Source organism: Flavivirga eckloniae (assembly GCF_002886045.1).
GTDB lineage: Bacteria > Bacteroidota > Bacteroidia > Flavobacteriales > Flavobacteriaceae > Flavivirga > Flavivirga eckloniae.
In genome coordinates, this window is sequence record NZ_CP025791.1 from 2,433,691 (window position 1) to 2,448,717 (window position 15,027).

The window sequence follows — 15,027 nt, forward strand, 5'->3', positions numbered from 1 at the left end:
GCTTAGTTTTTATAGTTATACTTGTTCTCACTCATTAGATTACCGTCGGCATCTTTTACAAACTCGAGGCGATTAAATTCATCATAATCATAGTATGTGGTATAACCCTTGGAATCCGTCAAACTGGTAACGCCTATTAACGGATCGTAGGTATAAGTAGTGACCATGGCATTTGGTAACGAATTTCTAAGATTTCTAAGAGCTTCTCTTAAACTACCCTCTTTTCCAACTTTAGTAATTAATCCATTGGAATTAATAATATCAACGGTTCTATCATCATCAGCATTACTTAATGTTTGTAAATTAGAAATAATTGAAGTACTTATAGCACTATAGTGTACACCATCTAGCTTTGCAATAGGATATTCACCTTTATAACCCCAGATATAGCATGTAGGGGCACCATTGGTCCTCTTAACTTCTAATATTTTACCCGTATTATTGTACTTTACAAATTCTATTCTATCTTCTAGATCATTGGTTCCCTTGCCTGTTTTTACAGACTTAGGTAGAATAACATTGTCCCAATTATTAAATACATTTGCCTTAGTAGTTAATAGGACATCATTCTTAAAGGTCTCTTGTTTGATTACAGGACTCAATATATTCTGTTCAACCATTTTATTATAGACTAAACTAGGAATACCTACACCTGTAGGCTTATCTGAAGGATATGAATTTAAAGTCTTTAATACTTCTCCCTTACTGTTGGTGGTATTAATTTCAGTTGGCAGTTTGTGTATTTCACTATGATAAATGTAATTTGTAACATTAGCTACAGGGTTATTACCGTTTACATCATAAATAGTACCTTTTTCTTTGTCTAAATGCCACCATTCGGATCTGATATGGTAAGGTGCATAACCTATATAAGAAGAAGGAATATGATCTAGACTATTAGGAGGATTTAATAAATCTCTGAAATAACCTATGTCTAAAATACCTACTTCTATGCTGATTTTAGATTGTTCTCTTTGAGAATATTTAAAACTTTTTTCTGAAACAAGCTTACCGAGACTATTATAATGCTTTTCTTTTAATAATTGACCATTGCTATAAGGAGCAAAATACGGTACTCCTGAAAGATAAACTTCTTCCCTAACTACCGAAGGTTTATTATTATAAAAATATTCAGAAAAAAAGCTAGAACCTTCAACAGTACCTGTATGTGTAACTTTTACCTTGGAATAGCCTACAGGATTCCCTTGAGCAGAACTCCCCATAGCAACAACACTACCAGAAGTCCTAACAAGATAATTTTTACTAATTGTTATTGGCGGTAAATTAAGGGTGTTATACAATCTATAATTAGTACTATGATAATGATTGATGACTTTTGTCATCAAAAGACCAGTAGTTATACCTAGTTCATCATCATACGAATAGTTTTCTTCACTAATAAGACCAGAAGCGTCCTTGGTTTTTATTGTCTTAATTCTAACACCTGCACCTATTTTATCTGGGGAGCTTTTATCTATTTCTTCAGGTATTTTTCCAGGTTTATGGAAATCGGGTGGTCCAGGTGGAAAATATTTAAATGGATCTAAATATTTTACTGTCATTGTAAGAGGTATTCTATCGTGTTCAGCATTGTTTACCCTCATTCTATAGAATCCTGCAGGTAGGGTGATTTCAACTTGTGTATAAAACCCTCCACTTTTCATCCTCTCTAAAGAATCAGGTTTAAAACTAATAATTTTTTTACCTGTATGACTATTTTCCAATACAACTTCAATGTCGTCAAAAATGGAAAAATCATTAATGTTGTACCACGTTCCATTGCTAATATTTACATCTAAATGTACTTTCTGAATATGATATGGGGGAATATTAAATATCCAGAAGGTAGTCTGTTTACTTGAGGCTGGAGTGTCAGAACCGTAATCTGTCACAGATTTTGTAACACGTAAAGGATGCCCCCCATCAATTGCTCCTAATGTTTCGCCTAAATCATTTTCGAACTCATTAACTTCATATGTAAAATCTTTTTGGGCTCCAGTAGGGTATTTTATACGCTCTAAAATAGCAGATTTTACATAGCTAGGATTTGAAAATCTATTTGCTCCTCCTAAATTCCTACCACCTCCTAATCTATTAGTACTAGGGATTAACGTACGAACAGCATCTCTTTGTGCCCTAGGTTTATTATAGGTAAGGAAAGGGGTATTACTACCTAAGTATTCATCAATATTTAAACGCTCTCTGTTAGTAGTTAAAGTACTTAAGTTATTATTTGCTCCATTGAAAAACCCCCAATAATCTACCGAATAAGATCCTTTATCTGGCAATGCTGTTGTGTTGTAATAAAACTCATAGGGAGGGAGTTCTGAGTTTCCTGATTTTTCTTGAACAGCATCTAACTTAAGTCTAAGATAATCATGCTCATTATCTGTTCCTAACTTCGACTGATTAAAGTAACTATGCTGAAATTCAAATTCTTTTATCGTTTTAGAATTTAAGTTTGAATCTTTAATTGTTATATGAGACAATCTTTTCGGACCAATACTACTACCATCAGCAACTCTCATATCCGCTCTATGAGAAGTTGAAAAGGAAGCTATTCCATTATTACAAATTATTTGTGATAAATAAACATCATAAGTTACCTGCTGACTTGCAAAATATTTTAGTTGCCCACCATCACCAACGGAACCATAAAGTTCATACAATTCTTGCCTATGAGAAACTTGACTTAAACTCGTAAAATGACCTTCTTTGTAAAGAAATTTCATTTCATCACCTTCTGGTGTCAAAACTTTTGTGAGGTACCATGCCGTATCTATTAATTTATTTCCAAAAACAAGCCTATCGCTTGTAATAGGAACAAATCGTGATGACCCTGCATTCAGGGTTCTCTCAATAACGTTTAAATTTTTATTTCCTAAATAATATTTCCAACCATTACCATCGGTAACAATCCATTCTTTTGTATGTATATTATAAGAAATAATTAATTGGTTCTGATCTATAGGTGTTGCATAAATAATATGCCCGTTAGCGGTTTGTTTTTCAAAGAAAAATTTTCCGGTATACCCAAAAAAATTATAATAAAAAATATCAGGTTCCGTATCACTAGGGTTATCGAGCTTATATTTCTCAAAAAACTCGAAACCATTTAATTCACTAGGATTATATTCATCAACATAAGGAAACCCCCTAGGTTCAAAATCGTCTACACCTCTAACTTGTCTGGTTATATTTCCTCCTGCATTTAACGACCAACCCAAACCAACCCATGATGCCTCTTGAGCTACTTTAACCCCTGAAGCATGATAATTAATAGATAATGGCAACTCAATTTTCCCAGACTTTAACGTATATAATGGAATTGATAAGCTAGGTATTCCTGTGTATTTACTCACAGGTACGTCCGCATACTGGGCCAAAGAAGCTGCATTTGGAGAAGGCGGTATAATACTTGGCAATTCTTGTCCGAAAAGAATAGACACAGTAAGTAACATAACAATACTTAAAACTAATTTTCCCATAAAAATAGAGTGGTTTTTAGCAATTAATTAATGATTAAATATGTTACTAAATTATATTGCTTTTCCGAATAATAAGAGAGGATCTGACTTCCTTTTAGTAAGGGTTAATAACTTTTTTCAATGATTTGAAAATTAAAATTTTACAATAAGGTTATCTTTCCTACATATTCTTTTTAGCAATCTTTTATACGACTAACCCGTTCATTTAAAACACTTATAAAACACTACCATCTATTATCAACTTGAAAAAATGAAACCTTACAGAAAGTAAGGTAAAACCTTAGCCCTGTTTTTGGTTGCTTGTTATATGAGACAAAACAACCCACTCCTATTGGAACAACATACCAAAACAAAGAAGAAGCTTTTATTTAAACACTTCTTATATAATATTTTAGAAAGCTACCTACTACCATACTACATAATTAACTGACAAAAGTCATGTTTTTTCATGAGGCTAAAAGGTATTTTTGATTAACCATAAAAAAGACATTTTTGTCTTTTATTAATAAAACTAAATTTTAATTAAAAAACCAATGGACCATGAAACTATCAAATCCCCCATGCACACTACTCGTGTGTGTGATGTTAGTCCTAACATCATGCATTAACAACGAAAAAAAAACTTACGATAATCCTGCCGAAATTCCTGTAAGCAGAGAAATGGTTGCAGAACTAACGTCTCCACCAAATGTACCTACACCAGTTGGAGTACGTAAAGCGAAAAAATTAATTGTTAACATGGAAATTCTTGAAAAAGAAGGCACTATGACAGACGGCACTACTTATAACTATTGGACTTTTGGGGGATCTGTTCCAGGTAGTTTTATTAGAACACGAGTTGGAGATGAAGTGGAATTTACTTTATCTAACCACCCAGACAACAAATTACCACATAACATCGATTTACACGCCGTTACCGGACCAGGCGGAGGTGCAACATCGTCGTTTGTAGCTCCCGGGCATGAGAAAAAATTCAATTTTAAAACCTTAAATCCGGGCTTATATGTATACCACTGCGCCACTGCGCCTGTAGGTATGCATATTGCAAATGGTATGTACGGACTCATTTTAGTGGAACCTGCTGGAGGTTTACCTCAGGTTGACAAAGAGTATTACATTATGCAAGGCGACTTTTATACCAAAGGTGAAAATGGCGAGCCGGGCTTACAAGCTTTCGATATGCAAAAAGCAGTGGATGAAGATGCCGATTATGTAGTGTTTAACGGAAAAGTAGGCGCGCTTACGGGCGACAATGCCATTACGGCTAATGTTGGTGAAACCGTACGATTATATGTTGGTAATGGTGGACCTAATCTGGTATCATCATTCCATGTTATTGGTGAGATTTTCGACAAGGTTATGGATGAAGGCGGGTCTTCAATTAACAAAAATGTACAAACAACTTTAATACCTGCCGGCGGGGCAGCTATTGTTGAATTTAGAGTAGGCGTTCCCGGAACTTTTATTTTGGTAGATCACTCCATTTTTAGAGCCTTTAATAAAGGCGCTTTAGGCATGTTAAAAGTTGAAGGAGAGGAAAATAAAACCATTTACTCTGGGGTAGTACAAGAAGGTATTTACCATCCAGAAGGCGGAGGCATCCAAGAAATGCCTGATAGCGATACAAAAGTAGCAACTCCAAAAGAAAGCAAAACTTTGGCTGAGAAAATGAAATCTGGAAAGACAATATATATGCAAACCTGTTTTGCATGTCATCAAGCAGAAGGCCAAGGAATTCCAAACGCCTTTCCGCCTTTGGCAAAATCAGATTATTTAAATGCAGATGTTAACCGTGCTATAGACATTGTGCTTAGGGGTAAAACAGGAGAAATTACCGTAAACGGGGAAAAATATAATAGTGTTATGACTAGGCAAGCCATAAGTAACGACGAGATTGCCGATGTTTTAACCTATGTCTATAACTCTTGGGGTAATAACAAAACCAATGTAACGAAAGCTCAGGTAGACCAAGTTAAAAACGCACACTAATTAATAAGTAAATTAATAAATCATGTATACCATTAGACTGATCATTATAACCATATTTCTTTGCCTTGCCAATTTGGTACATGGTCAGTCTAAAATGGTACCAATAACAGGAGATACCTATACCCCACTTTACGGTAGAGATTCATTAAAGGTTACCGTCGTAGATTTTGAAATGGATGTATTTCCTGTAACCAATAATCAATTTTTAGACTTTGTAAAAAAGTACCCTAAATGGCAGCGATCTAAAGTAAAAAAGTTGTTCGCAGACGGAAACTATTTAAAAGAATGGAAATCGGACACCGAGTTATCCGAAAAACAATCATTAAACGCACCAATCACGAATGTGTCCTGGTTTGCAGCAAAAGATTATTGCGAATGTCTGGGGAAACGATTGCCAACTGTAGATGAATGGGAATATGTAGCTATGGCAAACAAAGAGTTACCAGATGCCAGAACACTAAAGAGTTACAATGAATACATTTTATCGTGGTACGAAACACCTAAAACATTTAACAATAATGTGGGGTCAACATTTAAAAACTACTGGAAGGTTTACGACTTACATGGGCTGGTCTGGGAATGGACTTTCGATTTCAACTCTGTTTTAGTCTCTGGAGAATCAAGAAAAGATGTCGATAACGACAGCAATCTGTTTTGTGGAAGCGCTGCGGTTGGAGCCACAGACTTAATGAATTATGCAGCATTTATGCGCTATGCAACCCGAGGTAGCTTAAAAGCAAAATATGCAATGAAAAATTTAGGCTTTAGATGTGTAAAGGATATAAACAAATGAGACATTTAAAATTAGTAATACTATGCTTTATTTCTGTGCTGTTTCTTGCTTCTTGCAAACAAGACGTATCAAAACAGGTCAATGATTTAGTAGTTTATACCTGCCCTATGGCATGCGAAGGTAAGAAAGCATATAACAACTCTGGTAGTTGTCCTATTTGCAAAATGGACTTAAAGACTACCAAACAAGATTCAAAAGAAATGGATAACAACCACATTTCAGATGAATCTATTTTCAATTTAACCACAACATGGAATACAGAAGAAGGCCTGATCATTCATCTAGAAGATTTAAAAGGAAAGACACTGGTCATGGTTATGATTTACACAACCTGTAAAGCCGCATGTCCAAGACTAGTAGCCGATATGCGCAACATTGAAAAACAAATCCCAAAAAACCAACTAAAAGACCTGCAATTTGTTTTGGTAAGCATCGACCCGAAAACAGACACGCCAGAACGCTTAAAAACCTTTGCCAAAGAAAACCTTATGGATGGAACTCACTGGACTTTTTTACAAGGTACGGAAAGCAGTATTCGTGAATTTGCGAATGTTTTAGCTGTAAAGTACAAACAAATTTCTCCCATAGATTTTTCGCATTCTAACATTATAAGTGTCTTTAATTCCGGAGGTGAATTAATACATCAACAAGAAGGGTTAGGAGTAGATAATAAAGAAACAGTAAGAACAATCATAGAATTAATTAATAAAAACTAAATAACATGTTATCAAAAAAACAAGCACGAGCCTTTTTCCTGGGCGGAACTGTGGTTACTTTTTTAATATTTATTGGTTTAACCATTTACTCTTTTAGTAAATCGCAAGACCAATCTAATGACGAAAACATCACAGAAGCCGTAGTAAGAGGAAAACACCTTTGGGAAGCTAACAATTGTATGGGCTGTCATACAATTCTGGGAGAAGGAGCCTATTATGCTCCAGAATTAACAAAAGTCATAGATAGACGAGGAGAAGGCTACATTAAAGCCGTACTAACAACACCTGTAGATTGGGCTCCAAATGGAAGAAAAATGGTGGCTTACGGATTCACTCCCGAAGAAGCTGCAGATTTAATCGCCTTTTTCGATTGGATTGACGATATAGATTTAAACGGATTCGACACCGTGGTTTCACCCTTGGCTAAAGACAACAACTAAACTAAAGAATTATGAAATATAAATCACAAAAAGTAGCGTATTGGTTTTTTGCGCTTTCCATGTTACTGTTTAGTCTACAAATTATATATGGCTTTATAATGGGATTTGCCCATGCTGGATTTGATGGATTACACAGCTTTATCCCTTTTAACACAGCAAGAGCTGTACATACAAATTTACTTGTAGTTTGGTTGTTATCCGGTTTTATGGGAGCTGCCTATTACATTATTCCAGAAGAAGCACAACGCGAACTCGTAAGTGTTAAACTAGCCTATGTACAATTAATTAGTCTCGCCGTTGTTGGTGTTATTGCTATTGTTGGCTATCACTTTAATATTTGGGAAGGGCGTAAATTTCTTGAGATCCCAAGAGGTCTCGATTATTTAGTGGTAGTTAATGTACTTCTGTTTTTAGGGCTCATATTAATAACACTATTTAAAGGAAAACGTAAAACCACCACGGCACTAGTACTCTCAATGGGATTACTTTTTGCAGCCTTATTATATCTGCCCGGAATGCTTCCGTTTGATAGTCAGGTGAAAGACTCATTTTTTAGATGGTGGGTGGTTCACCTTTGGGTTGAAGGCGTTTGGGAACTTATAATGGGTGGTATTTTATCGTTCCTATTAATCAAACTAACAGGTGTAGACAGAGAAGTTATCGAAAAATGGCTGTATGTTATTGTCGGTTTAACATTCCTATCCGGAGTTTTAGGGACAGGGCATCATTACTACTACATTGGTGTAAATAAAATTTGGTTAATCGTTGGTGGGATCTTCTCTGCTCTAGAACCATTAGCATTTTTAGCCATGGCATTATTTGCTGTTAATATGTATCGAAAAGGCGAGAAAAAGCACCCGAACAACCTGGCCCTATACTGGACACTTGGAGCTGCCATCGTATCGTTTATCGGTGCCGGACTACTAGGGTTCGCACACACCTTACCACAAACAAACCTATACACACATGGTACATTAGTTACAGCCATGCATGGGCATTTAGCCTTTTGGGGCGCTTACGCCATGATTGTACTTGCCATTATTAGCTATAGTTTACCAAATATGACAGGTAGAAAACTCTATAAAAGCGTTAGAGGTAGAGCTGCGTTTTGGACATCAAATATTGGTATGATAGGTATGACTGTTGCCTTTGGTGTTGCCGGAGTCGTTCAAGTGTATTTAGAACGTAAACTTAAAATGGAATTCATGGAAGTTCAAAAAGAAATTGAAATCCATTTTATGGTACTCATTATCTGTGCAACATTATTCCTAACAGGCATTGCACTGTACATTATAGATTTTATAAAACACGGAAGACCCACCGATGAAGCATTGGTAACAACCACAGATTAAAACAATTATAGCACTTAAAAAACCAGAATTAGAATTCTTACACAATAATAACTCTGGTTTATTATTCAAAAAACTCTAAAAATGAGCGCACCATATTACCATACTATTGGAAAGGAAGTATCTGTTTTCGAACAGACATACAAATGTAAATTACCAATTTTACTAAAAGGACCAACAGGTACGGGGAAGTCTCGATTCATTGAGTACATGGCTCATGAATTGGATACAAAACTAATCACTATTTCTTGTCATGAGGAAACCTCTTCAACCGATTTAATTGGTCGATTTATTATAAAAGGTGCAGAAGCCGTATGGTTGGACGGCCCACTAACAACCGCCGTTAAAAACGGATCCATTTTATATTTAGATGAAATTGCCGAGGCACGACCAGATGTTATCGTTGCCATTCATTCCTTAACAGATCACAGACGTGAACTGTTTATAGACAAATTAGGGCAAACCATAAAAGCTCATGAAGATTTTATGCTAGTAGCTTCCTTTAACCCCGGATATCAACGTGGGTTTAAAGAGTTAAAACCCTCAACCAGACAACGCTTTGTTGCCGTATCTTTTGCCTATCCCGAACCTAAAATTGAAACACAAATATTAGTATCGGAAACCGAAGTCGAACCAGACATCGCTAAGAAATTGGTCAACATAGCCACAAAAATCAGAAACCTAACAGAATTAGGGTTAACCGAAACCGTCTCTACCCGATTATTAGTAGATGCCGCAAAACTAATCCATTCCGGACTTCCAAAACGTCTCGCAGTTCATGTAGCAGTAATAGAACCCTTAACAGACGATTTAGAAGTCATACAAGCGCTCAAAGATTTAAGTGATTTAATGATATAAGCCAGTAATCAGTTGGCAGTGATCAGTAAACAATGAGCACCGAATACTGATCACTGCATACTGCCTACCGAACACTGAACACTGAACACTGAACACTGAACACTAAGTAAATGTTTGAATTCGAACCAGACGAGTATATATTCACCAAGTTTGCCTTCTTCTTTAAAAAGCGAAAAAAGAAAAAAGAAGCCGAACTTGAGCATGCGGTAAATTTAAGCGACATAAAAGCTCGCCTTACCATATTTGCACGTGCTATTACTGGTGAGTCTATTGAGATTTATGAAGCAGAACGCGAAGGAGGCTACAGAAATAACAACTTCTTCTTACCCACAAAATTCTATGATTTTAAAACCGAAGAAGAAAGCCTGTCTTTTTACCTGTTTAGAGTGCTTTATTTATCCATTCAAAAGAATTTAAATCTTAACTGGAATGACAATCAGGAACACGAACTTATAGAATCCCAGCAAAAAGCTCAAAATACTTCAGGAAAAGTATTACAGGTATTATTGGAACAATTTCCCATAACCGAAAATTACTATCAAAAATTCATAGCATTCTATAAAAACAAGGCTACCACAAAACAACCCGAAGATTATTCCTTTATCTATGGAAAATGGATGCGAAATTCACCCAATGATGATTCCGACGACCAACTCAAAAACTTTACAGATAAAGTAAAAGAAGCCAATAAAGAACAACTACAAACCATCATAAAATCTAAAGCCGTTGAAGAAATCATTTCAGTACAAATCGATCAAAAACAGCAAGAGGATGCAGTCTTGCAACATCAGTTTGAAAAAGTAGAAACAGCCGAAGAGTTTGGAGGGAATTTTAGAGATTTTGATGGCGAGGACGATTTAGAAGATCATGCCAACGCATTGGATGAAGTAAACATGAAATTTACGGTTCGTGTAGACGACACGGCTCATTCGGTATATCAGGCAGATTTTATTGAAAATACGACCATTCAAGAAAGTGCAGAAAGTGAAAGCAATGACTACTATTTGGAATATGATGAATGGGATCATGCCAAACGAACTTACAAAGACAATTTCTGTAAGGTATACCCAAAAACACAGCTAGAATCGGACGTTACATATTATGAAAAAACAATATATGATAATCGCTCCACATTAATCGGGTTGCGCAAAATGCTTACAACGGTAAATAATAAATACCAGCAACAACGTAGACAAACACAAGGCGAAGCATTCGACATTGATGCCATTACCGATCTGTTTGTAGATATACATTCAGGACACACCCCATCGGAGAAAATCTACTTATCAAAACGAAAAAAAGAAAAAGACCTCTCTATTTTATTGCTGTTAGATATTAGTTTATCAAGTGATGGTTATGCAGCAGGCAACAGAGTGATTGATGTAGAAAAACAAGTGTCTATTCTATTCGGTGAAATCTTAGATGAGTTTAATATCGATTTTTCCATAGATTGCTTCTACTCAAAAACCAGAAACCATTCCTCATATTTAAGCATTAAAAGCTTTGATGATAATTGGAACACAGCTAAATACAGGGTTGGTGCCATAGAGCCTAGTGGCTATACGCGCATTGGTGCTGCACTTCGGCATTCCGGAGCCCTTCTGGACAAACGCGATACCAAAAACAAATGGGTCATCTTAATATCGGATGGAAAACCAAACGATTATGATAAATACGAAGGAAAATATGGCATTAATGATGTTAAACAAGCTCTGCGTGAACTAAACGAACGACAAATAAATTCGTATGCCTTAGCCATTGAAGCACAAGCCAAATACTATTTACCCCAAATGTTTGGACAAAATCACTATCAAATCCTCACAACACCAGTAGAACTTCTGCAAGCGTTAGTGAAACTGTATGAACGCATAAAACACCAGACTTAAAATAAAAAACAAATAATTAGAATAAATAATAATGAATTCATATTTACCCGTAGTCGAGCAACTACCAGTAGGACACCCTGTAAAAGTTTATTATCAGGAAAGCACCTTAATACAAGAGCTTATATTAGAATTATATGATGTTGATCCCACAGAAGATTTTCAAAAATACTTTAACGTTTTCAATCAGTTACATACCATTGAAAAACGATTTAAAAGAAAGGAAAATCAATTATTTCCATATCTGGAAAAATATGGTTGGTTTGGTCCTTCACAAGGCATGTGGTCTTTTCACGATAATTTACGAGAGCAGTTCCGTATCCTGGAAGGCTATAATTCAGAAAAAAACGCGACAAAAATCGTAGATAATATTCCTTATCTGGCCGAAGGGATAAAACGATTACTAACCATTGAAGATGTACGCTTGTTTCCAACAGCTATGGATTTACTTTCCGAAGAAGATTGGGAAGAGTTTTATATAGGCGATGAAGAAATTGGCTGGATGTTATCTGAAAAACCAGCACCTTATCCACCTATTAAAGAAACTGCCTATGTGCATCCAAGCGAAGATCATACTAAGCGAGACTTATCCTTTTCATTAGAAGACACATTCCACTACGACGAAGGTTACATGACCCCAGAACAAGTAAACCTGTTACTTCGTTTCTTACCCGTTGACATTACCTATGTGGACGAAAACGACAAGGTTATATTTTACAATAGAGGAGACGACAGGGTTTTTGCCCGTAGCAAAGGAATCATAGGTCGAGAAGTGCGCTTTTGCCATCCTCCAAAAAGCGTCGATATGGTATTGCGTATTGTTGAAGAATTTAGAGCTGGCACAAAAGATGTTGCAGAGTTTTGGTTCAACTTTAAGGGACGAATTATTCATATTAGATACTTTGCCATTCGCGATAAAAACAAGCAATACAAAGGCGTTGTAGAAATGTCTCAAGACATCACGGAGATTCAAAGATTAGAAGGTCAAAAAAGACTGTTAGATTGGGACTAAAATGATACAAACACAAGAAATAGACCATAAAAACATCTATTATCCGCCGGGAGGTATTCTCATCTGGATTATTATTTTCTTAGAGTTAATCACTTTTGGAGCTGCTTTAATAGCCATGGCATATTATAGTAATCAAGAACCAGAGTTATTTCATAATTCCAGCCTGAGATTAGATGCTACATATGGGATGGTTAATACCATGCTGTTGCTTACCAGTGGGTTTTTTATGGCGATTTCCGTAACCGAATTAAAAAGAGGTAACAAAGAAAAATTTAAAACCCTTTTAGCATTAACCATGCTATTTGGGGTTTTATTTTTGTGCCTAAAGAGCTTTGAATATTACGAAAAACTAAATGAAGGCATAGGCATTGGGTATAATACATTTTTCTCTTTCTATTGGATGCTTACCCTATTTCATGCCATTCATGTTATTGTTGGATTGGTTATTTTAACTTCCGTTTATTTCGGAATAAAAAAAGAAGACTCAAATACCAGTATAGAAGATGTTGACGCCAGTGCTGCTTTTTGGCATATGTGCGATTTAATCTGGATTATACTTTTTCCCATCATTTATTTACTCTTTTAAATATGTACAAAACCGCAACAATAACATGGATTGTTTTACTGGCACTCACACTAATTTCTGCACTATTCTCTAAGTTAGAAAGCAACTATATTGGGCTTATAATCTTAATGCTGGCAGCATTAAAGTTTCTGGGAATCGCATTTCAATTCATGGAAATGAAAAAATCGCATTCCCTTTGGAAGGTATTAATTATCGGGTTTATTTTGCTTTTTTGTGTTATCACTTCTAGTGATAAGTTAACTCGATTTAAAAGCAGTCTAATTTTAACGATAAATACACTAAAAATGTTACTTGTCACCTTGAGCGCAGTCGAAAGGTCATTAAAACCTATAATTTTAAATAGGTTTCGACTGCGCTCAACCCGACACTTAAATTAAATCACTGGCATTCAGTATAATATTATTATGGTTGCGTCGAACTAACGTTAAGTTAAATGACAGTTACTTTGTCATTCCTGCGAAAGCAGGAATCCACTTGAATTCTGGAAATATTAAACCTGTATATAGAGTTACTTGAATACATGTCGTTATAAATTACTCCATTTATCAACATAATTAAGATATTGTTGATTGATTACCCATTCATGATTTTGCTATCGAATGGATTCCTGCTTTCGCAGGAATGACAAACGTTAACTGACGATCCGCTTGGTTCTAACAATATTAATCAATAAAAAACAAATCCCAAACGGCAACAACAAACTAAACAAAAACAAAAGCAAATGATAGTAAGGTAACAACCCTTTCCCAAAATAAAACATGCAGCCTTGGATACCTAAAAGTAACTCAGTAAAAACAAAACCAATAACAAAAAAGAAGATTCCAATATTTAAAGTTTTATTAAACGTCACTAATTGATTCTGCAAGATAAACGCAAACAAAAACCCGGAAATAACCCCCAACATAACCAAATGGATAAATCCGATTATAAAATTACGATGTTCATAAACTACAGTTGAAAATTCAGGAAACAATGTCAATACATTTAAAACTGTTTTTAGCACAAAACAGAACATCGAAAAGCCAAGTATAACATTCACAAGTTTCGATTGCTCCTTAAATAGGATTCTTAATCTCGGATACACCAATTTTAAAAAGAAAACCAACATCAATATTTGAAGACAGACCCCAACACCATTAATATACAACAGAATACTATGAGGTGCAAACCACTGAACAGGAAGCGCTAAGGTTAATATTGTTGAAGTCATTAATAAACTAAAAAAGTATTTAAATAGTTTAGAGTTTTTAATATTTAATACATGAAAAAACACAGCCAACCCAGCTATTAAAAACCAACCATTAAATTGAAAGTGTAAAAAGAACTGTATCGCAATTTGATAAAACGCCGAAGCTTGACCCAACATAGACACAGCAGGTCCTAAACACCAAACACCAACGGTAGATAGAAGCATAAATAAAAGCGACGCTTTTAATAAGTTACCCGTTACTGACGAATCAGTTCTTTGATGTTTCCAAATAAGATAAACAAAGTAATAACTACAGAAAATATGCAGGGTAGAAAACGATATAGAAACGGCAGCGTATCCCTGAAAAGGAAAACTTAGCATCATACCAACAACCGCTAATTCCGTAATCCAAAACAACCGATCAAATACGGGCTTTTTCTCAGGAACAAAATAGTGAACAATTAGAGTAAATAACATCAAATAAACCCAACCCAACATCGCCACATGCGAGTGCGCATGCGTTAAAAACCTATAGTTGAATTTAATTGGGTCAATATACGTATAACGTAACACCAAACCCATTAATGCAGCTATTAAGAAATTAATCAAGCATATTATTACAAGCTTTTTGGGCATGATAGTCTAATTTTTCTGTATAAAGGTAATCAGGTTATTAAATTATTTCGCCATTGTAAAGAAGGAAAAACCGAAGAATTTGGATTAG

At 35.4% G+C, this 15,027-nt stretch carries 12 protein-coding genes; 10 read left to right on the top strand and 2 right to left on the bottom strand.

Translation table 11 applies throughout. The annotated features are described in order from the left end of the window. Positions 1–2: 2 nt before the first annotated feature. Entirely contained in the window at positions 3–3,488 is a 3,486-nt protein-coding gene (locus tag C1H87_RS09900) for an RHS repeat domain-containing protein (RefSeq protein WP_102755650.1), read from the bottom strand. 540 nt (positions 3,489–4,028) lie between these two features. Between C1H87_RS09900 and nirK the strand changes: the two genes are divergently transcribed. From nirK to C1H87_RS23740, 10 genes are all read left to right on the top strand, one after another. Continuing rightward, entirely contained in the window at positions 4,029–5,477 is a 1,449-nt protein-coding gene (nirK, locus tag C1H87_RS09905) for a copper-containing nitrite reductase (protein ID WP_102755651.1), read from the top strand. 22 nt (positions 5,478–5,499) lie between these two features. After that, positions 5,500–6,270, top strand: a complete 771-nt coding sequence (locus C1H87_RS09910; RefSeq protein ID WP_233783419.1) for a formylglycine-generating enzyme family protein — start codon at positions 5,500–5,502, stop codon at positions 6,268–6,270. Continuing rightward, complete coding sequence (locus C1H87_RS09915) at positions 6,267–6,986, top strand: SCO family protein (protein ID WP_199769350.1); 720 nt, start codon at positions 6,267–6,269, stop codon at positions 6,984–6,986. The genes C1H87_RS09910 and C1H87_RS09915 overlap by 4 nt, the downstream gene beginning before the upstream one ends. A 5-nt stretch (positions 6,987–6,991) precedes the next feature. Continuing rightward, complete coding sequence (locus tag C1H87_RS09920; RefSeq protein ID WP_102755653.1) at positions 6,992–7,426, top strand: c-type cytochrome; 435 nt, start codon at positions 6,992–6,994, stop codon at positions 7,424–7,426. A gap of 11 nt (positions 7,427–7,437) precedes the next feature. Beyond that, positions 7,438–8,778: a cbb3-type cytochrome c oxidase subunit I gene (locus C1H87_RS09925; protein ID WP_102755654.1), complete on the top strand. Its 1,341-nt coding sequence runs from the start codon at positions 7,438–7,440 to the stop codon at positions 8,776–8,778. Between the two features lie 81 nt (positions 8,779–8,859). After that, positions 8,860–9,633: a CbbQ/NirQ/NorQ/GpvN family protein gene (locus C1H87_RS09930; protein ID WP_102755655.1), complete on the top strand. Its 774-nt coding sequence runs from the start codon at positions 8,860–8,862 to the stop codon at positions 9,631–9,633. Positions 9,634–9,743: 110 nt separating this feature from the next. After that, the gene (locus C1H87_RS09935; protein WP_102755656.1) at positions 9,744–11,519 is read left to right on the top strand and encodes a nitric oxide reductase activation protein NorD; all 1,776 of its coding nucleotides are present in this window, start codon (positions 9,744–9,746) and stop codon (positions 11,517–11,519) included. A gap of 31 nt (positions 11,520–11,550) precedes the next feature. Then, positions 11,551–12,528, top strand: coding sequence for a DUF438 domain-containing protein (locus C1H87_RS09940; RefSeq protein ID WP_102755657.1), 978 nt, complete (start codon positions 11,551–11,553; stop codon positions 12,526–12,528). Position 12,529: 1 nt separating this feature from the next. Then, positions 12,530–13,114 (top strand): cytochrome c oxidase subunit 3, encoded by a 585-nt coding sequence (locus tag C1H87_RS09945; RefSeq protein ID WP_102755658.1) that lies wholly within the window; start codon positions 12,530–12,532, stop codon positions 13,112–13,114. A 2-nt stretch (positions 13,115–13,116) separates the two neighbouring features. After that, on the top strand, positions 13,117–13,491 hold the full coding sequence (locus tag C1H87_RS23740; RefSeq protein ID WP_102755659.1) for a cytochrome C oxidase subunit IV family protein: 375 nt from the start codon (positions 13,117–13,119) through the stop codon (positions 13,489–13,491). 254 nt (positions 13,492–13,745) lie between these two features. On the opposite strand, the gene C1H87_RS09955 is transcribed toward C1H87_RS23740, so the two are convergent. After that, entirely contained in the window at positions 13,746–14,939 is a 1,194-nt protein-coding gene (locus tag C1H87_RS09955; RefSeq protein ID WP_102755660.1) for a hypothetical protein, read from the bottom strand. Between the last annotated feature and the right edge of the window lie 88 nt (positions 14,940–15,027).